Origin of the sequence: Vitreoscilla massiliensis (assembly GCF_001457815.1) — a bacterium.
Taxonomy (GTDB): Bacteria; Pseudomonadota; Gammaproteobacteria; order Burkholderiales; family Neisseriaceae; genus Vitreoscilla; species Vitreoscilla massiliensis.
Genome location: NZ_LN898217.1, coordinates 1 through 21409 on the forward strand (window position 1 = coordinate 1; position 21409 = coordinate 21409).

A 21409-nucleotide genomic window follows, 5' to 3' on the forward strand; every position below is an offset into this window, starting at 1 on the left:
TCGACTTGCATGTGTAAAGCATGCCGCCAGCGTTCAATCTGAGCCAGGATCAAACTCTTATGTTTAATCTCTAAGCTAATATAACTTCTGGTCTGCTTCTCAAAAGAAAAGAACGAGAAATGATTAATATCATATCTTGTCTTTACTTCTTTAGCAGTGTGAGGCTTTTCGCACTCACACTTATCGGTAATCTGTTTTTAAAGAGCTATGCTACGACACTCAAAGAACCAACCGAAGCGGCTGTTTCGTTGCTGTGTCAGCAGCGAAGAAGCCGAATCTTACGCACATCTCGCCTACCCGTCAACACCCAATCAACAATATATTTACATGAAAATGAAAACCTGCTGATTTACTTGCGTTTTATAGGGAAATTATTTTAAGCAACCGGCCAGAAGCCTTGTATTTACTGCATGAACACCGCTCAATAACAATGCAAAATTCGATAACCAGACCGAAAATAAATCCAATATTCCCCGATACAGCATCACAAACTGCTTTAGCAATGTCTTCACATTCAACTTACAGGCCGCTTTAAGAACTAATATCTGTATATCTATATAGAATGGCTGTATTAAAACTGTATTTAGGACGATCCAAAAATTGCACTTGCCACCAAATGCAATAGCTACTGTTCAATGCTCTATCTATATAAAGACACACAGTATAGTTATAGTACAAACCCCACTGCTCATCATATATAGACAGATATAGGTATTGATTCAGTAGTAACGCCAACACAATACAAATGCGGCCTGTAAACTTATTTACAGGCCGCTTCTTTATATTATGTATATGTATCACTATTGCGTCACCGTCTCAGCATACTCTGCCTGTATGGGGACGACTTGCTCTGCACATTGTGCCAAGCACTGGGCGATTTCTGATTGCGCACTGGCGCCCAATTGCTGGCGGCTCATGCCAGTGCTGTCCAGTGCTGCCAAGATGTGTACTTCAGCCACCGATTGCGGCTGCTGTAATAAGGCCACCAAGGTTTGCCACAGACTGATATCGCCGTGGTAAGCCGGTGCGGGGTTTAAATCACCATTGGGCAATGGGTAACGCACACACAGTGCTTGTACTGGCACACCAGCGCTAATCGGCGCTTGAAACAAGCTGTGTTTAAACGGTTTGAGCTGATGGCCATCGGTAGAAGTGCCTTCGGGGAAAATGGCGATGTTGGCACCGGCCTGTAAGGCATTGCTGATGATATCGTTAGCGGCCAAGGCGGCAGCGCGGTTGCTGCGGCTGATGAAGATGGTATCGGAGCGCGCCACCAGCCAACCGATAACAGGCCAAGTTTGAATGTCGTCTTTGCCGACGAAACGCATCGGCTGTACCGCATTGATGGCGAAGATGTCCAACCACGACACATGATTGGAAACCCAAAAGCGGCCTGTATCTTTCGGTATCGCGGCAATGTCACCCACCACTTGCACGCGCATGCCGCACACGCCCAATAATTGTGCCGACCAATTTTGGATGCGGCGCTGTTTTTGTGCTGGGGTGCTGCGCCCAAAAAACAGTGCGATTTGGGTGCAACCTGACAACAAATGCCAACCCACGCGGCCCATGCGCCATGCCAGTAATAACTTATTGCCTGATGTTGCCATGGTCTTATTTCAAAAAGTGACGCGCATAGCGAGGATTGATGCGCGATATCGGCATCATCACCAACACATCGGCACTGTTAAAATCGGTGTCCCAATGCGGCTCGCCACAGATGTACGCACCGGCACGCACATAGCCTTTAATCAAAGCAGGAAGCTCGACTTCCAAGTCTTGTTGTAAGGCAGCTATCGGTAACGGGTTTTTCGGGAACACGCGGTATTCAGGCGGGGCGTAACACTGTTCTTGCAGGCGTCGGAACATGCTGGCGGCGCTGTGACCGCCGTCTTTCATGCACATGCTGCCGCAACCTATCATGTATTCCAAACCTTGTTGCTGCATGAATTGCATCAATCCCGCCCACAATAAGGTGATGGTACTGCCGGAGCGGTAGTCTTGGTGCACGCAGGCGCGACCGAGCTCTACCGTGTGTGGCAAGATGTGTTGCAAACGGCTTAAGTCAAACTCGCTGGCAGAATACCAACCGCCGACGGCGGCAGCGCCTTCGGCTGTCAACAAACGGTAACATCCGATGATGCGGTCGTTTTCGCGCTCGCGCACCAACAAGTGTTGGCAATGTTCATCGTATTTGTCCACGTCCAAACCATTGTTGGACACGATATTGGCGCCCATCTCTTCGGCGAACACTTTGTAACGCAAGCGCTGTGCTTCTTCTATCTCAAACTCACTGCGCGCAAGCGACACGCTTAAACTACCACCTTGGATGTGAACGTGACTTTGGGATTGCAGTTGTAACATTACTTTTCTCCGTGTTGAGTATGTTAAAGCACGATGCTGCTCACTCTACAAAGTGTGAATGACAAACATGTGTCAGCTGACAAAACATTGAAGCGCTGTGTTGCAGTGATATGACTTAAGACTACCAAGCTTGCTTTAAGTTTTTTACACAATAAAAAGCGTCCTGTAAACCTTACAGGACGCTTTTTGTGCAACTGTTTGCAATATGCGACTTTAAGCAGCGATGCGTGTTTTGACTGCTTCTGCCAATTCTGCCAACAGCACTTCAGTATCGTCCCAACCGATGCACGCATCGGTAATGCTTTGGCCGTAGCACAATGGTTGACCTTCGACCAAATCTTGGCGACCTTCAACCAAATGGCTCTCTATCATCACGCCCATCAAATTGCTTTCACCGGCTTTGATTTGCTCGGCCACATCGCGACCGACTTCCATTTGCAATTCGTATTTCTTGCGGCTGTTGGCATGGCTGCAATCGACCATCAATTTGGTGGCGACTTTGGCTTTGCTCAATTCGGCCACGGCGTTTTGAATGGATTCACTGTCATAATTGGTGTTTTTGCTGCCACCGCGCAAAATCACGTGGCAATCAGGATTGCCGGCGGTGCGCACAATTGCTGAATGACCGCTTTTGGTCACCGACAAGAAATGGTGCGGATTGCTGGCTGCACCTATGGCATCAATGGCGATCTTCATATTGCCATCGGTACCGTTTTTAAAGCCTACTGGACAAGACAAACCTGAGGCCAATTCACGGTGAACTTGGCTTTCAGTGGTGCGTGCACCAATCGCGCCCCAGCTGATTAAATCAGCATAGTATTGCGGCGTAATCATGTCCAAGAATTCGGTAGAGGCTGGGATGCCCATATTGTTCAATTGCAACAACAAATGGCGCGCTTGGCGCAAGCCGAAGTTGATGTCGAAAGAGCCATCCAAATGTGGATCGTTAATCAAGCCTTTCCAACCGATGGTGGTGCGTGGTTTTTCAAAATACACCCGCATCACAATGACCAATTCTTTTTCGTATTTCTTTTTCAATGGCAACAAGCGCTCAGCATATTCCAAGGCAGCTTTGGGGTCGTGGATGGAGCAAGGGCCTACCACCACCAACAAGCGTTGGTCTTTGCCATGGATCAAATCTGAAATTTCAGCACGGGTATCGTGTACCAAAGTGCTGGCAGGTTCTGTTAATGGCAATTCGTATAAGTGGGCAATCGGCGGCAATAATTCTTTTATTTCTTTGATTTTAACGTCGTCGGTATTTTTCATATTGATACTCATGCAAAAACTCTGTTTCTCAAAAAGCAATTAAACTCGAATGAAGCTAGGCTAAACGCTTTGAAACCAAAAATCAAGCGCAATTACGGGCAACAATTGAAATTATATTTCAATACCGGCAATTTAAATAAGTTATATTAAAATTTAATTTCTTAAAAATGAATTTATGACGAAATTTATTTCTTAAAATAAAATTTGGCTTCGTGTTAATGGCGCAAAATCTGTTGCCGTGCAGCAAAATGGCAAAATCACTGTGGTGTCGGCTGGTGGTGATTTGGATTACACTCTGTGTTTCATTTATTCCATTGAAAACACCATGAAAGCAATGATATTGGCCGCCGGTCGTGGCGAACGCATGCGTCCTTTAACCGACACCACTCCCAAACCCTTATTACCCGTGGGGCGTGAACCTTTAATCGGTTGGCATTTGCGCCGTTTGCAACAAGCCGGTTTTACTGAGGTGGTGATTAACCACGCGTGGTTGGGTCAGCAAATCGAAGACGTGTTACAAGATGGCCGCGATTATGGTGTGCACATTGCCTATTCGCCTGAAGGCGCTCAAGGCTTGGAAACTGCCGGCGGCATCGCCACCGCTTTGCCGCTGCTTGGCGATGCGCCTTTTTTGGTCATCAATGGCGATGTGCTCACCGACATTGATTTTGCCCAAGCGACTCGCATTGCAGCGCAAATGGCCACGAATAACGCTTTGGCACACCTGTGGTTGGTTAACAATCCCGATCACAATCCCAATGGTGATTTTGGCTTAGACGGCGAGCATGTTGTCAGCCATGCCGACACGCAATACACCTTCAGCGGTTGCGGCGTCTACCATCCAGCGCTGTTCCAACACACGCCCGCGCATCAAGCCGCCAAACTCGCGCCCTTATTGCGCACTGCCATGGCTGAACAGCAAGTCACTGGCCACAAACACACGGGCTTGTGGTTAGATGTGGGCACGGTTGAGCGTTTGCAACAGGCCAATGCACTGATGCAGCACGCTTAATCACTGAGTAAATCCCATTTACAGGCCGCAGCAAGCATTACAGGCCGCGATTAAGCGGCCTGTAAATTCAAATCACACATCACAATACTTTAAAATCATCTTGGCTGAGTAAATCAATACCGCATTCCAAATCTTCTAACCAATCCAAGAAACGGTTGACCATTTCTTTGCCTTTGAACGAGGCGCCGTGTTGCGGCACAATCCATTCCACATCCAATTGGCGCACCATGTTCACCCAATAACGACAAGCTTTGTTGCCGCTCATATAGCGCTTGTGGAAACCCAACATGCCATTGTTGTGCAAGTGGTGGTCAAAATCGTCTATCGGTTTGCCCGCGGTTTCGGCATCAACCAAAGACGCACCGACGTCACCTGAGAACAGGATTTTGCTGATCGGATCGTAAACATGGAAATTGCCGACTGGATGCAAGAAATGCGCTGGCAACAAATGCAGCTCAGCACCTTGCAATTCCACCTTCATGCCTTGTGCCGGAATGCTGGTCAAACGGCCAGTGGTCGCGCCTTTCAAACAAAAATGCGGAATAAAGCGTTCCCATTCTTTGGCAATCAACACATTCGCGTCGGTAATCAACAACCAACCATTGATGGAGGCGATGATGTCAGGGTCGGCGTGCGACGCGAACACATAGCGCGTGTGCGAAGGCAGGAAGTAATCGGAGATTTCCGCCAACAAATGTTTGTAAGTTAAATTACCACCGGGGTCGAGCAACATGCCATCGCCTTTGTGCACGATGGCAAATTGATTGGACTGTACACCTTCACCGGTAACCAAATCTGAAAAGGCGACACATTTGTGTTCACCGTCGTCGTATAAAACCACTGCCATGATGTGACTCTTTCGATTATTGATTTTATGCTAGAGAGTGCTTTTATAACATAGGCATAATTACAAGTGTTTTGCTAATGTGAATTTGCTTGATATAGACTAAATAATTCAGTAGTTTTCAACCGGTTTTGACAATAAAACCACATAGATACCGACACATAGCCAAACAGGCCGCTTGCCGCCCATGTGTGACACATCAGCGACAGCGGCCTGTAAAACGGCAGGTTTATTTCAACAAGCGAAAATCGTCTTGGGTGATTAAATCTATGCCACATTCCAGCTCTTCAAACCAATCCAAGAAGCGATTGACCATCTCTTTGCCCTTAAACGAAGCGCCATGTTGCGGCACGATCCACTCGATGTCCAATTGGCGCACCATGTTGACCCAATAACGACACGCCTTGTTGCCACTCATATAACGCTGGTGGAAACCCAACATGGAATTGTGGTGCAAATGGTGGTCGAAATCGGTCACGGTTTGCGCCGCTTCTTCAGCATCGACGATGGACGCGCCCACGTCACCTGAAAACAGGATTTTGCTGATGGGGTCGTAAATGTGGAAATTGCCGACCGGATGCAAGAAATGCGCAGGAATGATTTGCAGCTCACCGCCGTTCAAATCCAATTTCATGCCTTGCGGCGGGATGGTGACCATGCGCCCAACCGTCGCGCCTTTTAAACAGAAATGCGGGATAAAGCGTTCCCATTCTTCCGCAATCAACACTTCGGCATCGGTAATCAACAACCAACCATTGACCGAGGCGATGATGTCAGGATCGGGATGTGAGGCAAAAATATAGCGCGTGCGCGATGGCAAAAAATAATCGGAAATCTCTGCCAACAAATGTTTGTAAGTCAAATTGCCGCCGGGATCGAGCAATACTCCCTCGCCATTGTGAGAAATGGCAAATTGGTTGGCCTGTACCCCTTCGCCCGTCACCAAATCAGTGAATACCACACACTTATGTGTTCCATCGTCATACAACACCACCGCCATGTTTATGCTCCGTTTCACAATTGATTGATTAATCACTGCATTGCGATGATTATGGCATAGGCGTTTGGGCTGCTGCGTGGGGATGGGGCAGAATCTGCACCCTTGTTGACATAAATTAAGCAAGCCGCAGATTCGGGCTTGCTTAAGTTTGTGACTTGTTTTTGTGGGCGAATTTATGCCACAGACAACAACTCTACTTCAAACACCAAAGTGGCATTTTTGGGAATCACACCACCAACAGCGCGATTGCCATAAGCCAATTCAGGCGGGATGGTCAGTTTGCGTTTGCCGCCGACCTTCATGCCTTCTATGCCTTGGTCCCAACCCTTAATCACTTGGCCTATGCCCAACACGATGGTCAATGGCTGTTTGCGGTCTAAGCTGGAATCGAATTTGGTGCCATCGGTTAACCAACCGGTGTAATGCACAGTCACTTCTTTATTGGCCACGGCTTCAGCACCGGCGCCAACGCTCAAATCTTCTACTTGTAAACCCATAGCGTTTCTTTCTTGGCAAAAGGCGAATGTACCACAAGCCAAGCGCCATCAGACTCAAGCTTTACAAACTGTGACCACAGCCAAACAGGGTTTTGGGTTTGTCATCGGCGAGCAAGGCGGCCTGTAAGCCACGTTTGGCACGGCGTTTGGCCTCTATGCCTTGCCAGATTTTTTCATGGAAATAGAATACGACGGTATTCACAATCGGCTCGACCAATGCTACGGTACTGGAAATGCCGATGCTGCCTGTGAGCGCATAGGCAACGCTGAATGCCACACTGAAGTGCAAGATGGCAAAAGTCAGGGTTTTAATCATGTTATGACCTCTTTAAAACTGTTGGTGATTTCTATATACAAATGATAACTATTATTATTTGTATTTTCCAACAAAATTTACAAATCATGGAATTGGTTTTCTCTATAAGGACAAATATGAGCAGTTGTCACATCGTGGTTTTGGACCGCGGCACCTTAATGCCTTTACCGTGGACGTTTGATTTTGAACACCACCTCACCGAATACGATGGCACACCCGACGAGGAAGCCATTAACCGTTGCCGCGACGCCGAAATCATCATCACCAATAAGGTCAAAGTCGACCGCGCCACCATAGAGGCCAGCCCGAATCTGAAAATGATAGCCATTGCTGCCACCGGTTTTGAGCATGTCGACTTACAGGCCGCTGCTGAGCGCGGCATCATCGTTTCCAACATCAAAGCCTATGGCAACGACACCGTCGCCGAACACGCGTTCATGTTGATGATGGCTTTGATGCGCCAATTGCCGGCTTACCAACGCGATGTCGCCGCAGGCTTATGGCAAAACTCGCCTTATTTCTGCCATTTTGGTGCGCCCATCCACGACATCAATGGCAAAACGCTGTTGATATTCGGCAAAGGTGGCATCGGTTCGGCCTTGGCGCAACGCGCCGAAGCGTTTGGCATGAAGGTGATTTATGGCGAACACAAAGGCGCGGCGGTGTGCCGTGAGGGCTATGTGCCGTTTGCCGAAGCCTTGCAACAAGCGGATGTGATTTCGCTGCATTGCCCACTCAATGCGCAAACGCGCAATATGCTCGGCGAAGAAGAATTGAAAACGCTCAAACCGGGCTGCGTCATCATCAACGTCGGCCGCGGTGGTTTGGTCGATGAAACCGCATTGATCGCCGCATTGAAATACGGCGGCTTGGGCGGCGCGGGTTTCGATGTGATTACCAATGAACCGCCTACCGAAGGCAATCCTTTGGTCAACACCCATTTGCCCCATTTAATCGTCACCCCACACATGGCATGGGGCAGCCAAGAAGCGATGACGCGCTTGTTCCACATGCTCATCGACAACATCAACCAAGGCATGGCCGGCACGCCCCAAAGCGTGGTCTTGCCCAAATAAGCCCACACCTTGATACACAAGCGGCCTGTAAACCCTAAGAAATGGTTTACAGGCCGCTTTTTATATTGCTTTTATTATTAAGATGGCCAACGCTTTAATACTGCGTGATATACGCCTCACTGCGCCATTGCATGTCGCTTTGGGCAGGCCGTACTTGATAATGACGGCACACCGCCCGCCGCAACGGGTCATCGTCGGCAATCAAGCCACCAAAGCCGCCCATCCATGCCCACACCACGCCTTGGTTCAGCAACATGCTGCGGCGCACATGCGATGCGTTTTGGCCTTCGCGACACGCCATTTGCACTTGCACCAAATGCGCATCGTGCGCCAGCTTGGGAAACATGTCGCTCACGGCCGGCGGCGTGCGCTCATACACCACCCATGCCGTCATCGTTTGCGGCAATACCGCTTCTGGCAGAATTTGGATGCTGTCTACCAACAAGGTCACGCGGCGGTGATTGGGATAGTCTATGCTTTCTTGTACGCTGCGGCGCTGACACACAGATTGCAAAGTGTGTTGTTCCAAGACTGTTAACGGCGGTGGCACGCGCGCATCCAATTGCAATGCCGGCAGCGTCTGCTTGTTCACCGCCGCACGCATATAGGCCAACACATCGGCCGCACGGGGCGACCATTGCTGTGCCGTTGGCGTGTGGCAATCCAAATTCAGCATGTGCGTGCCTTGCTGGCTCACGCTTTCCACATACACTTTGCCTTGATAGCGCACATCGCTGTAAGGCAATAACAGCCGCTCCGGTGCCTCAATCACAGGTTTGTCCGCCGGCGCACACGCCCACACGCTGCCACACAACGCCCACAGTGCCACATGTTTCATCGCCGCCACTCCTTTGCCATCAAGACCTTGCGTCTGAGCGCTACAGATTAATCCAATACAGACTTGTTCACAATCGTGTGCTATAGCATCAGCAAGCGGCCTGTAAACCCAATAGCGCTTTACAGGCCGCTTATTCATATTAATAACTGCCATGCCAATACCCAACGCTTGTTTCGACCGCCATCGAAGCGAGAGTGGATGGCTGCGTTTACAGTATCGTCATCTGCACACCAGTTACTCAGGAACCAGCATGGACGACATACACGTACGTTTGGCCAACCACCCCGGCACTTTGGCGCAATTCGGACAATTATTGGGACAGGCCGGCATCAGCTTGGAAGGTGGCGGCGTGTTTGCCACGGGCGACAGCGCCGAAGCGCATTTTTTGGTGGCCGACGGCGAGCGTGCGGCGCAAGTGTTGCGCGCGGCTGGCTTACACGTCATCGGCCAACGCGCAGTGCTGGTGCGCAAGCTGCACCAAGAGCAGCCCGGTCAATTGGGGAAAATCTGTGCGCGCTTGGCCGCCCACCACATCAACATCCACACCATGTACAGCGACCACCACAATCGGTTAATCTTGGTGGTAGACGATGTGGCCGCCGCTGCCGCACACACTCTTGAATGGCAAGCCTGACATGCACTCCTCCGATCCCGCCGTCCACCATGTGGCAGAACTGGCGCGCGTTTTGGCCGAACCCAAACGCGTGCTCATCTTGTTGGCCTTGATGGATGGCCGCGCTTACACCGCCACCGAATTGGCCTTGATGGCCGACATCGCCCCGTCTACCGCCAGCAGCCATTTGCACAAAATGCGTGAACAAGGCTTTATCGCCTGTGTGTCGCAAGGCAAGCACCGCTATTTCCGCCTCAGCAGTGCCGACATTGCGCAATTACTGGAACAACTGCTGCGTTTTACCGCGCTGCAAAAGCCCAGCATGGTGCCGTCCACGCCGCCGCATCTACGGCAGGCCCGCACGTGTTACCAGCATTTGGCCGGTGAAATCGCCGTAGAGCTGGCGCAAGAGATGGTGACCGCGCAATGGCTGCAAGCGGACAGCTATGATTTGACCGAACTCGGCCACCAAGCGCTGTGTCGCAAAGGCGTGCCACTGGCGGCATGGGAAACTTATCCACAACAGCAATGCACGTGCTTGGATTGGAGCGAACGCCAATTCCACATCGGCAAACGCTTGGGCAGCACACTGCTGCGTTTTTTCATGCAGCAAGGTTATTTCAATACCGTGGCCGAAAGCCGCGAGTTGGTGTTAACGCACAAAGGCAAGCAGCATTTGTTGCAGCAACGCTTTATCCAAACCTGATGCACGGGTTTACAGGCCGCATGCAAGTGGTGATGGCCTCTTATTCCCTCTGTGTTGCAACAGACACAGACACACACCCATTTTTCCGCCCACTGTGGCGGCACAGAAAGCCTCTTATGAGCCTCATCGTTGCATTATTGTTGATTTTCTTACTCGCGGGCATGGTCAAAGGCGTCATCGGTTTGGGCTTGCCCACCATTGCCATGGGTTTGTTGACGGTGTTTTACCCGCCGGCCACCGCCGCCAGTTTGCTGCTGATACCCTCAACCGTCACCAATGTGTGGCAATTGTGCTTGGGCGCGCAGTTGTGGCCTTTGTGCAAGCGGCTGTGGCCCATGCTCGCCGGCATCACCATCGGCACGCTGTGGAGTGTGTTGCCGCCACTTTCGAGCAACAATACTTGGGTGCATGCGGGTTTGGGACTGATTTTGTGTCTGTACGCGCTGTGGGGGCTGTTAGCCAAAAAACTGCCCTCGTCTGCACGGCATGAGCGCTGGTTGTCGCCGCTCATTGGTTATGTTACTGGCACGATTACCGCCGCTACCGGCGTGTTTGTGTTGCCCGCAGTGCCGTATTTGCAAACGCTGTCGCTGTCCAAAGACGAGTTAATCCAAGCGCTGGGCTTGTCGTTCACGGTATCGACGCTGGCCTTGGCGGCGCAATTGCTGTGGCAACAAGGCTTGCCGAACATGAATGTGGGACTGTCGGCACTGGCCATCGTCCCTGCCATTGTGGGCATGTATGTTGGCCAATACCTGCGCCAATTCATCAGCGAGACAGTGTTCAAACGCTGCTTCTTCATCGGTTTGTTGCTGCTCGGTGGTTATATGTTGCTCAGTGATGTGCTGAAATAATCAGCAGAACGATTCAATACAAGCGGCCTGTAAATCTGTTGATGGATTTACAGGCCGCTTATGATTGAGGGTGTAACAGTGCTCAGTGTTTCACATGGTGAACCACGTGTTTGGCTGGCAAACGGTGTTTGTACGCCACTTTTTTGGCTTGAGCATGTTTGATTTGGGCATGGTGTTTCGCACTAGGGTGTTTTTTCACCACCACTTTGTGCGCAGGACGGTGTTGGGCAGTGGGGTTTTTTACCGCCACTTTTTTCACGTGTTTGACTTGGTGCGCCGCTACTGGGTGTTTCATGGGCTGATGACTGGGTACGGTAGCGGCCATGCTCATGGCAGTGAAAGAAGCCAAGACGGTGGCGAAAATGGCGGTAACGATTTTTTTCATGGTGTGACTCCTTGCTGGTTAAGCTGTTTGGATAGACACATCATGCACCGCCAGACTTAGTGGCAACTTAGTACAAGTTTAAGTCTGGTAAACGCTGTGTAAGCGTGTTTGAGTAAACCTTAATTCAGATTCAGAGCCCTGTTTTGACTGGACAATTTTTATCCCTATATGCGGCCTGTAAGCCTATTGCGAGTTTACAGGCCGCTTTCATGTCCATGCACACCCCGCCAAACCGCGTTGATTGCACATTCATATGGAATAGAAGCCCGTCTTTGCTAGTTTGTTTACTTTAAGTTAACAATATATTGAAGATTTGCTAGTGTTTTCAACTCGCAAGAAGCAATACACTGCATCCATCAAATCAATAAACAACAACTTAAAGGCAAACAAAATGAAAAAAACCATCATCACCACCGTATTGGCCGCATTGAGCATCTCTACTGCCATGGCAGCCAACATCGCTAACTTCACCAATGCGACCGAACAACAAAACCCATACGCGCAAAGCAATGCCCAAGTGCAAAGCCAAGCCATCGCTACCGAACAAGTGAATTACGGCAAGGTGAATGGCAAAGTGGTGAACCCATTGTTCAAATACACCGGTGCAACCACTGCCAGCCAAGTGTCAGTTGAAACTTCTGGCGTGCGCGTAAGCCACTAATCTGAATGTACTGCTGTAGCACACCGGTTTATCCCTACTCCTGAAGCCAGTGTGCTGCCCAAAGCGGCCTGTAAACCTGATCTCAACGGTTTACAGGCCGCTTTCACTTGTCTGTGGCCTTGCCTAAGATACCAATGTGACAACGCACGACTTACTACCAGCCATCGATTCATCTTGCAGCCCCAACCCAGACTTGCCTACACTGTATCCCTACCGTAAGCGTTTTTCCCAAACCGCCGCCGACAGGCGCCCATCTGCGCCACCTATCGACTAGGAGCCGTGTATGCGAGACGTCACCGCCGCCATTGTGGCCTTCAACCAAGACCGCCAAGCGCGGTTTTTGCCAAACAAATACACGCTGATGGCCAGCAGCCCGTTTCGCTTTTACCGCGGCTCCTGCCATTTGTTTTACCAAGACTTGGTTGGCGCCCAAACATGGCAAGACCCAACGCGCGCATGGATATGCGGCGATTTGCATGTGGAAAATTTCGGCACTTATCGCGGCCGCAACCGCTTGGTGTATTTTGATTTGAATGATTTTGACGAAGCGGCCTTGGCACCGGTCACATGGGAAATCAGCCGCTTCATCAGCAGCGTGTATTTGCTCGGCCACCAACTCAATATCAACACCGCCGAACTCACCTTGATTGCCTTTTCCTTAATGGAATCGTATTTGCAAGCCATCCACATGGGCAAAGCCTTTGTCTTAGAACGCGAACACAGCTCGGGCATCTTGAAAACGCTGATGCACGCCGCCAACACCACCAACAATAAGGCGTTTTACCAAGCCCGCATCGCCCCCAACAGCAAACGCCAACCGACGCTGCTGACCAATGACAAAAAATACTTTGCCATCAAGCCGACCGCGTTCAAACACGCCTTAATCGCCGCGTTTGAACAGCATTTGAACCAATACGCCGATGATTTGGGCCAATTCAAGGTTTACGATGTCGTCATCCGCGTCGCTGGCACCGGCAGCGTTGGCCTCAAGCGCTATATGTTTTTGGTCTACCACCACCAACAGCAACAATTGCTGTTCTTCGACATCAAACAAGCCAAACCCAGCTCGCTCAAGCCATATTTAAGCCTGCCACAACCAACATGGACGAGCGAAGCCGAGCGCATTCACACCATCCAACACGATTGCGCCTATATGTTGCCAGCGTGGTATTCCGATTTTCAATTTCAAGGCGATGACTACATCGTCAAAGAAACCCAGCCCGAAGAAAGCAAAATGAATTTCGCCTTGTGCCAAGGCAAGCCGAAAAAACTGTGGCGCGCCTGTCACGACATGGTCAGGCTGATGGCATATGCACAACTGCGCTCCAGCGCCCGCGGCCTCACCAACAGCAGCGACGAATTGCAAGCGTTCGCCAACGACCACGCCGCATGGCAAATGCACTTAATCGACTACTCACAACAGTATTACCACCAAGTCTTACAAGACTACCAACACTTTTGCCACGACGTCCCCAGCCTCATCGACAACCTGAACAGCAACACCACCAAATCGCGCAAAAAATAAGCAAATAGACATATTAAAGCGGCCTGTAAACACTTTACAGGCCGCTTTATATTGCCATTGCAGCTTAAGCTTGGGTTTTGCGGCTGCATAACAAAAAGGTGGCGGTTTTCGGGTCGGACAACACGTTTTTGGTTTGCAATTGCTTGCCATTGTCGACCAACGTCATGCTGATGTTCTCCATTACCGCCGCTTGCACCGGCTCACCTGGTTCCAAATACACTCGGCTCACCTTGCCACTGATGTGATTCGGGGTGGACTGTTGTATGCTCACCCAGCGGTTTTTATGGCCGCCTTCGTAAAACCACACTTCGACGCTCTTTTTGGCCGCATGCACATACATCATCACACCGTCGTCGCTGTCGTACTTGCCCGCGCACACTTTGCTGCGCTGTTGTGCATTGTCGGCATACGCCCATTGCCCTTGAAAGCCTGCTGGTATGGTCACATTTTTGGCCTGTGCTGCCGTGGCCAACAATCCCATCAAGACCAACAAAGCGGCGCCTGCGCGCCTGTGTTTGAACCCACCCATATTGCCTCCCCTCAGTATCAACCTCAGTATGGACACCACCGCGCCAGACCCACTGCTGAACACGGCTGCATGACACACCGACATAGAATAAAAAGCTTTTGCACCAAATACATAGGCATCATGACACAGACAAATGCGGCCTGTAAATTATTTACAGGCCGCATGCAATCAACCAGAAATACCCTAGCTTAAGAGCCGCAGCGCACCAATACCCGCGTGGTATTGCGCTGCAACACATTCTTGGTCAGGATTTGACGGCCACCCGCTTGCAACACCATTTGCGCCGGCTCGTTGTAGACGGTATCGGCATCATCGCCCTCATAGCGCGTCTCTGTCTGCAACACCCCACGCACTTGTTGTGCGGTTTTGTCTTTCAAACTGAGCCAGCGCAATTGCGCAGTGTTTTCATAAAACTGCACCTGCATCAGATTGCCCATGGCGTCGATGTGCACGGTGGCGGCATCGTCACCTTGGTATTGCTGGCGACACACTTTGTGCGCATTGGCCACATCCACCGCCGAGGCCCAATGCCCATCAAAAGCCGCCGGCATAGACAAGCGCGGCGTCACCGGAAATGGCGCCATAGACGGCTCCGCCCATGCCAAGATGGGCAATAACAGTGCCAAAGCGGCACCGGTGTTCTTCAAATTCAACATGTGTTTCTCCTTATGACCCAACCCAGATGCTTACCCTAACACAGTCCCAACCCCACACCACGCCAGCAACACCGCTGGGTAAAATATGCGACTGCCAGCAGCATTAAACAACACAGCATTCTGTCACATCGGCAAGGCAGTAAGCATAAAAGCGGCCTGTAAATACTGGCTTATAGGTTTACAGGCCGCTTTTAAAGTGAATACAGGTTTACTGATAAAACTGCGGGGTACGACTACACAACACATACAGAGATGTTTTGTTTTCCTCATCCCAGTTGTAGAGCGCCAACTGTTTGCCACCATTTTTTAAGGTCATGCTCACAGCGATGGCTTCTGGCTGAGGATTCTCATCACCTTGCCCTTGAAACAAATAGCTGACAGTCCCTTTCACTTGAGTGTCACTGATTTGCTGCATGTTCAACCAATGAGCATCACCGCCTTCTTCATAAAATGTCAAACTCATGTGATTATTGTTGACATCAATATTCAAATTGGCCGCATCGTCACTCAAATAATCATCTTTACACGCCTTAGCCGAATTTTTGGTGTAAGAAGTCGTTACCCAATGACCTTGAAACCCTTGTGGCATCACAATTTTTGGCTTACTGGCTTGGGCGCTAGACTTAAACTGAGGCGTTTTTTTATTGATAAAGCCTATGGTCACGCGATTGCCGTCGCGACTTTTGACACCGTAATCACCAAACGGAGTGGCAATCACGCCATTTTGACACGCGCTTAAACCCAATACCGCGACCAGCACGGCCACACTTTGTTTTACCATGGTTCTTCCCCTTCATGTATGGACAGCTACTCCTTGCCAACACAAGCAGTCGTCATACCAAATCTGCCCATGTCTGTGCATGGCCCATATTGAGGCTCTGCATTGCATGGATAAATCCATAACAGCAATCCATCTAAAAACACATCTAAAAGCGGCCTGTAAAACATTTACAGGCCGCTTATTACATCCACTATTGCTGCACACCCATCACAGGCTTTGCTTTAAGAAATGTTCACGCTTGAGCAGTGCCGCTTGCATATTCTTCTCTTTCACATGGCCGTAGCCGCGGATTTGCTGTGGCAGCTGCGCCCATTCCAAGGCCAGAGGCAGGTTGCGCAGATTGAGATTGGCGCTGATTTTTTGCATGTCGGCAATGTAATCGTCTATCCATTGGCGTTCGGCTTTGCGCTCCTCGGTATACCCAAACACATCCAGCGGCGTGCCGCGCAACAGCTTGAACACAGACAGGGTTTTGAACAGTGGCAACATCCATTTGGTTTGGAAGTCTTGTTTCACCAAATGGCCGTTGTTATCGCGTTTGCCCAAGGCCGGTGGTGCCAAATGAAATTGCAATTGGTAATCCACCCCTGGTTCGCCGGCAAATTGCTGGCGCAAATTATTTAAAAACTCAGGACGGCTGTACAAACGTGCCACCTCATACTCGTCTTTGTACGCCATCAATTTGGCCAGATTGCGCGCTACGGCGGTGCTCAAAGGCAAGGTTTTATCCACACCGGCGCGCTGCTCATTGGCACGCACTTGCTGCACCACCTCGCGGTAACGCTGCGCATAGCGACCACTTTGGTAAGCAGTCAAAAACGCGCTTTCTTCGGCGATGATGTCGTCCAAAGTCGGCGCTTTCGGCGCTTCGGTTGGGATGTTCAATTGCTGCATCAAGCCGTGTAAATCGTGGGCGGCAAGGCGGCCGTATTCAAATGCCTGTTTGTTTTTCTCCACTTGCACCGCGTTCAGCGTCATCGCTTGCAAAATCGCCACGCGCGTCAGCGGTATCCAGCCTTTTTGCCACGCATAACCGAGCAACAAGGGATTGGCGTAAATGCTGTCACCGAGCAGTTTTACCGCCAACTGATTGCTGTCGAAAAACTCACAACCATCGCCCAAAGCGGCCTGTAATTCACGTTCTATGCTGCCAGACGGGAAAGTCCAATTGGCATTGGTGATGAATTCGGCCGACGGTATCGGCGCGCGGTTGACCACGGCATGGCTCACGCCTTTTTGCAGCTTGGACAAGGCCTCTACTGAGCCGGCCACGATGGCATCGCAACCGAGCAGCAAATCGGCTTCACCGGTGGCGATGCGTGTGGCATGGATTTTTTCGGGACTGGCGGCGATTTGCACATGGCTGAATACCGAGCCACCTTTTTGCGCCAAGCCAGTCATGTCGAGCACGGTCACGCCTTTTTGCTCCAAATGCGCCGCCATACCGAGCAAAGCGCCAACGGTAATCACGCCGGTGCCGCCCACGCCGGTAATCACAATGCCATACGCGTGGTCGAGCTTGGGCAATTCCGGCTCAGGCAAGCCAACAGTATCGAATTTCTGCTCGCTGACCTTCGGTGGCCGCAATTGTGCGCCATTCAAGGTAACGAAGCTCGGGCAAAAGCCTTTCACACAGGAGAAGTCTTTGTTGCATGTCGATTGGTTAATTTGGCGTTTGTTGCCATGCGAAGTTGGTTTCGGTTCGATGGACAGGCAATTCGATTGCACCGAGCAATCGCCACAGGCCTCGCACACATCGGTGTTGATGAACACGCGTTTGGCCGGGTCGGGATAGGTGCCACGTTTGCGGCGGCGGCGTTTTTCGGTGGCGCAGGTTTGGTCGTAAATGATGATGGACACGCCTTCAACTTCGCGCATTTGTTTTTGCAGCGCATCGAATTCGTCACGGTGATGGATGGTAACGCTGTCGGGGATGCCGATGCGTTCGGCGTATTTTTCGGGTTCATCGCTGACAATAATCAGCTTGGCCGCGCCTTCGGCCAACACTTGTTGCGCGATTTGCGGCACGGTGAGCACGCCATCGACAGGCTGACCGCCCGTCATCGCCACCGCATCGTTGTAGAGGATTTTGTAGGTAATATTGGCTTTGGCGGCAATCGAAGCGCGAATGGCGAGCAAACCCGAGTGGAAATAGGTACCATCGCCGAGATTCACAAACACATGTTTGTCGCGGGTGAAATGCATTTGCCCCAGCCACGTCACGCCCTCGCCGCCCATTTGCGTGAAGGTTTCGGTATTCCTGTCCATCCACATCACCATATAGTGACAACCGATGCCCGCCATCGCGCGCGAGCCTTCTGGCACTTTGGTCGAGGTATTGTGTGGACAACCTGAGCAATACCAAGGCTTGCGCTCTACTGTGATGCGCGGCACTTTCGCCTCTTGTTCTTTGGCACGGATGACTTCCAAACGCGCGTTGATTTTGGCGGTGATTTCCTCGGGCAAATCCATGCGCAACAAGCGGCTGGCAATGGCTTTGGCAATGATGGCGGGCGACAATTCATAGCGCGCTGGCAACAGCCATTGGCCGCGCGGTTTCGACCATTCGCCGCCAGCGTGGTCGCGCTCATCAAATTTGCCATACACGCTCGGGCGCACGTCTTCGCGCCAGTTGTACAACTCTTCTTTCAATGCGTATTCCAAAATTTGGCGCTTTTCTTCCACCACCAAAATCTCGTCCAAACCGGTGGCAAATTCACGCGCGTCGCGTGCATCCAACGGCCACACACAACCGACTTTGAACAAGCGTATGCCCACTTGTTCACACACCTCGTCCGACAAGCCCAAATCGGCCAAGGCTTGGCGCACATCCAAATACGCCTTGCCCGCGGTCATGATGCCGAAACGTGCTTGCGGCGAGTCGATTTCAATGCGGTTTAATTTGTTTAAGCGGATGTATTCCAAGGCCGCATACCATTTGTAATCGTACAAACGCTGCTCTTGCGCCAACGGTGTGTCTGGCCAACGGATATTGAGGCCATCGGCCGGCATTTGAAAATCGGTCGGAATTTTGATGTCGACGCGCTCGGGATTGACCTCGACCGAAGCCGACGACTCCACCACATCGGTGACACATTTCATCGCCACCCACAAACCGGAATAGCGGCTCATCGCCCAGCCATGCAAACCAAAATCCAAATACTCTTGCACGTTCGACGGGAACAACACCGGTATGCCCGCCGCCATCAACACATGCTCAGACTGGTGCGCCACCGATGAGGATTTGGCCGCGTGGTCGTCACCGGCCAACACCAACACACCACCGTGTGGCGAAGTGCCGGCGGCATTGGCGTGTTTCAACACATCCATAGAGCGGTCTACGCCGGGGCCTTTGCCATACCACATGCCAAACACACCATCGCGGGTGGCGGTTTCGTACAAATTGGTTTGCTGCGTGCCCCACACCGCCGTGGCCGCCAAGTCTTCGTTCAGGCCGGGTTGGAACACGATGTCGTTTTTGGTTAAGTGTTCTTTCGCTTGCCACAAGGCCAAGTCGACGCCGCCCAAGGGCGAGCCGCGGTAACCAGACACATAACCGGCAGTATTGAGGCCGGCGCGGGCATCGCGCTGCTTTTGCAGCATCGGCAAACGCACCAAGGCTTGAATGCCACTGATGTAGATGCGACCGTGTTCTTGGGTGAATTTATCGTCGAGCGACAAGGCGTTGTTAATCGCCTGAGTATCAGGGGTGGATTGCATGAGATGATTCTCCTCTTACTACATGTTGGTAACACGCGTTGTATTGTTTTTATGTGGTGCGCCATGGGTAGGGCGCTGGGTGTGGGAGGCGCGGATAGACGTCGACCACTGTATTGGTTTGTGACCAATGGCAATGGACAGTTTGTCTTGATTGACATGCGGTATCAAGCATTTACCCCAACAAAATTGGAGTGTGCTTAGCAAAAAAGAACGCGGCCTGTAAACCGTTTACAGGCCGCTTTTACAGGGCTGGCGTTTCATGTGAAACAAGTTGAGGGCTTTACTAGGTTTATTAACCTAAAAAAGCCTATTTTCGGCATTTTGATGGTAAAAATTGTGTCGGTGTGATGTGTATTGTTGAGGCTCAAGTATCACTACGCTTCACGCAATTTTACCAAGACACAACACATTTGCGGCAGCCGATTCCTCAGCTTATGCCTGACCCGCAGCACTTGAGCTGAATGTGGACGCATTTGCAGCCTCTCCCTCACTTCACGCCTTACAGTGCAAATAAGCGGCCTGTAAATGTTTACAGGCCGCTTTTGCAGTGATGCTGAAAGAGGATTAACGCACTGCGCTGTTATAGCTGTCGACCATGTTTTCATAGCGCGATGGGTCTTTATTCGCCTTCATTTCGCGCCAATAGCCAGTAAACGCGGTCAAATTATCGAAAGTGCCTTCAAATTTGTACGAATCGCTGTCTTTGGTTTTGCCATTGGCTGCGTTCAATTCGGCCAAAGCCGCTTCCAACGTTTTTACCTGAGCATCGGCTTGCGCCATTTTGTCGGCATTGTTGATGTCGGCTGGGCTGTTAATCAATTCCAAGATTTCATTCGCCGACATCAAGGCTTTTTCCTGTGCGGCTTCGCGCAATTGTCCAGCCTTGCTAAAGCGCTCTATGCTGGCCAAACGCTGTGCTTTTTCCACTTTGCCCAGCTCCACATTGAACACCTCGTATTCGGCATTGAATTTTTCCCATTGATGCTCAAACGCGGCATTGTCGGCCTTGGTTTTGGCATAGCCATCGTCCATGAATTTCTTGGATTTGAAATAGGCTTCAAGATCGTCGGCCTGTTGTTTCAATTGTGTGCCTGTGGCAAAAAGCTTGCCAGCCGCCGCTTCCAAAGCAGCAAAATCGCCTCCGACTTTGATTTTGCTGGCGCTGTCCAAATTGCCCAACATATTGCGCAACATCGAAGTGTTCAAATACATAATCGGGTCTTTGGGCGTGGCGGTGCTGAGTTTTTGTCGCTTGTACTGCGCCAATAATGGCTCTAGGCCTTTGGTGCTGCCGTAAAACATGCCCACAATATTGTTGTGCGCGCTGACATACTCATTGTAAGCCTCGGCTTGCTTGGCTTCGGCGCTGCTGCCTGCGTCTTCGCCACTGTCCTCGCTCTGGGTTTGCGTTTGCTGTTGCTCATCGTTATTCGCCGCATCGGCACCACCGCCGCACGCGCTCAATAACAAACTGCCGGCGCACAAACACGCCCATAATTTCATTTTGGTTTCCACGCTGCTTCCCTTTCGCTGGCTTTGCCGCCGCATTTCAGCATTCAAGCTGTGAAATACGCCAGCATAAAAGCAATAGACTCTATATTCAAATTGATACTGGTGCAAGAGATGTGTGCAGACTTAATCTGCTGCAATCACTGCGTTTTTCCTTGGTGCGAAAACACCATGTGCATATGAAATATGAATACAACTTCCATGCCAACATCAAAACAGCGGCCTGTAAATCGTTTACAGGCCGCTGCTCAATA

21 protein-coding genes and 1 rRNA gene are annotated in these 21409 nt (G+C 50.8%); 7 read left to right on the top strand and 15 right to left on the bottom strand.

From position 1 onward, the window contains the following. The 4 genes from BN3003_RS02200 to aroG form a co-directional block, all read right to left on the bottom strand. Positions 1-65: ribosomal RNA gene (locus BN3003_RS02200) — 16S ribosomal RNA — on the bottom strand; the annotation flags it as partial. A 735-nt stretch (positions 66-800) separates the two neighbouring features. Next, positions 801-1610: a lysophospholipid acyltransferase family protein gene (locus BN3003_RS02205; RefSeq protein WP_082625497.1), complete on the bottom strand. Its 810-nt coding sequence runs from the start codon at positions 1608-1610 to the stop codon at positions 801-803. 4 nt (positions 1611-1614) lie between these two features. Next, positions 1615-2364: a GNAT family N-acetyltransferase gene (locus BN3003_RS02210; RefSeq protein WP_058305110.1), complete on the bottom strand. Its 750-nt coding sequence runs from the start codon at positions 2362-2364 to the stop codon at positions 1615-1617. A gap of 213 nt (positions 2365-2577) precedes the next feature. Continuing rightward, positions 2578-3633 carry a 3-deoxy-7-phosphoheptulonate synthase AroG gene (gene aroG / locus BN3003_RS02215; RefSeq protein ID WP_108721471.1) on the bottom strand — a complete coding sequence of 352 codons (1056 nt, stop codon included), beginning with the start codon at positions 3631-3633 and terminating at the stop codon, positions 2578-2580. 325 nt (positions 3634-3958) lie between these two features. Between aroG and murU the strand changes: the two genes are divergently transcribed. Further along, positions 3959-4645, top strand: a complete 687-nt coding sequence (gene murU / locus BN3003_RS02220; protein WP_058305442.1) for an N-acetylmuramate alpha-1-phosphate uridylyltransferase MurU — start codon at positions 3959-3961, stop codon at positions 4643-4645. Positions 4646-4724: 79 nt separating this feature from the next. Here the strand turns inward: murU and BN3003_RS02225 are convergent, their stop codons facing one another. From BN3003_RS02225 to BN3003_RS19045, 4 genes are all read right to left on the bottom strand, one after another. Further along, on the bottom strand, positions 4725-5492 hold the full coding sequence (locus tag BN3003_RS02225) for an oxygen-binding di-iron domain-containing protein (protein WP_058305112.1): 768 nt from the start codon (positions 5490-5492) through the stop codon (positions 4725-4727). A 226-nt stretch (positions 5493-5718) separates the two neighbouring features. Beyond that, positions 5719-6489: an oxygen-binding di-iron domain-containing protein gene (locus tag BN3003_RS02230; protein ID WP_058305113.1), complete on the bottom strand. Its 771-nt coding sequence runs from the start codon at positions 6487-6489 to the stop codon at positions 5719-5721. Positions 6490-6662: 173 nt separating this feature from the next. After that, complete coding sequence (locus tag BN3003_RS02235) at positions 6663-6986, bottom strand: FKBP-type peptidyl-prolyl cis-trans isomerase (protein WP_058305114.1); 324 nt, start codon at positions 6984-6986, stop codon at positions 6663-6665. A 61-nt stretch (positions 6987-7047) separates the two neighbouring features. Beyond that, positions 7048-7302, bottom strand: coding sequence for a DUF2061 domain-containing protein (locus tag BN3003_RS19045; RefSeq protein WP_058305115.1), 255 nt, complete (start codon positions 7300-7302; stop codon positions 7048-7050). Positions 7303-7418: 116 nt separating this feature from the next. Between BN3003_RS19045 and BN3003_RS02245 the strand changes: the two genes are divergently transcribed. Then, positions 7419-8378, top strand: a complete 960-nt coding sequence (locus BN3003_RS02245) for a D-2-hydroxyacid dehydrogenase (protein ID WP_058305116.1) — start codon at positions 7419-7421, stop codon at positions 8376-8378. A 94-nt stretch (positions 8379-8472) separates the two neighbouring features. On the opposite strand, the gene BN3003_RS02250 is transcribed toward BN3003_RS02245, so the two are convergent. Continuing rightward, positions 8473-9216 carry a hypothetical protein gene (locus BN3003_RS02250; RefSeq protein WP_058305117.1) on the bottom strand — a complete coding sequence of 248 codons (744 nt, stop codon included), beginning with the start codon at positions 9214-9216 and terminating at the stop codon, positions 8473-8475. A 250-nt stretch (positions 9217-9466) separates the two neighbouring features. Here BN3003_RS02250 and BN3003_RS02255 point away from each other — a divergent pair, with 250 nt between their 5' ends. The 3 genes from BN3003_RS02255 to BN3003_RS02265 all read left to right on the top strand — a co-directional run bounded on the left by BN3003_RS02255 (position 9467) and on the right by BN3003_RS02265 (position 11389). After that, positions 9467-9850 (top strand): hypothetical protein, encoded by a 384-nt coding sequence (locus BN3003_RS02255; RefSeq protein ID WP_058305118.1) that lies wholly within the window; start codon positions 9467-9469, stop codon positions 9848-9850. 1 nt (position 9851) lies between these two features. Then, positions 9852-10535 (top strand): ArsR/SmtB family transcription factor, encoded by a 684-nt coding sequence (locus tag BN3003_RS02260; protein WP_058305119.1) that lies wholly within the window; start codon positions 9852-9854, stop codon positions 10533-10535. Between the two features lie 116 nt (positions 10536-10651). Further along, complete coding sequence (locus BN3003_RS02265; protein WP_058305120.1) at positions 10652-11389, top strand: sulfite exporter TauE/SafE family protein; 738 nt, start codon at positions 10652-10654, stop codon at positions 11387-11389. A gap of 82 nt (positions 11390-11471) precedes the next feature. Here BN3003_RS02265 and BN3003_RS02270 read toward each other — a convergent pair whose 3' ends face one another. Then, positions 11472-11774: a hypothetical protein gene (locus tag BN3003_RS02270; protein ID WP_058305121.1), complete on the bottom strand. Its 303-nt coding sequence runs from the start codon at positions 11772-11774 to the stop codon at positions 11472-11474. Positions 11775-12165: 391 nt separating this feature from the next. On the opposite strand from BN3003_RS02270, the gene BN3003_RS02275 reads away from it, so the two are divergent. Further along, positions 12166-12435, top strand: a complete 270-nt coding sequence (locus tag BN3003_RS02275; protein WP_058305122.1) for a hypothetical protein — start codon at positions 12166-12168, stop codon at positions 12433-12435. A 283-nt stretch (positions 12436-12718) separates the two neighbouring features. Beyond that, a complete protein-coding gene (locus BN3003_RS02280) occupies positions 12719-13960 on the top strand; it encodes a DUF2252 family protein (protein WP_058305123.1) in 1242 nt (413 codons plus the stop codon). A gap of 64 nt (positions 13961-14024) precedes the next feature. On the opposite strand, the gene BN3003_RS02285 is transcribed toward BN3003_RS02280, so the two are convergent. The 5 genes from BN3003_RS02285 to BN3003_RS02305 all read right to left on the bottom strand — a co-directional run bounded on the left by BN3003_RS02285 (position 14025) and on the right by BN3003_RS02305 (position 21161). After that, positions 14025-14489 (bottom strand): hypothetical protein, encoded by a 465-nt coding sequence (locus BN3003_RS02285; RefSeq protein ID WP_058305124.1) that lies wholly within the window; start codon positions 14487-14489, stop codon positions 14025-14027. A gap of 188 nt (positions 14490-14677) precedes the next feature. Further along, positions 14678-15145, bottom strand: a complete 468-nt coding sequence (locus BN3003_RS02290) for a hypothetical protein (protein WP_058305125.1) — start codon at positions 15143-15145, stop codon at positions 14678-14680. A 208-nt stretch (positions 15146-15353) separates the two neighbouring features. Continuing rightward, positions 15354-15926, bottom strand: a complete 573-nt coding sequence (locus tag BN3003_RS02295) for a hypothetical protein (RefSeq protein ID WP_058305126.1) — start codon at positions 15924-15926, stop codon at positions 15354-15356. 207 nt (positions 15927-16133) lie between these two features. Next, the gene (locus BN3003_RS02300) at positions 16134-19646 is read right to left on the bottom strand and encodes an indolepyruvate ferredoxin oxidoreductase family protein (protein WP_058305127.1); all 3513 of its coding nucleotides are present in this window, start codon (positions 19644-19646) and stop codon (positions 16134-16136) included. Between the two features lie 564 nt (positions 19647-20210). Next, a complete protein-coding gene (locus BN3003_RS02305) occupies positions 20211-21161 on the bottom strand; it encodes a DUF3829 domain-containing protein (RefSeq protein WP_058305128.1) in 951 nt (316 codons plus the stop codon). Positions 21162-21409 lie beyond the last annotated feature (248 nt).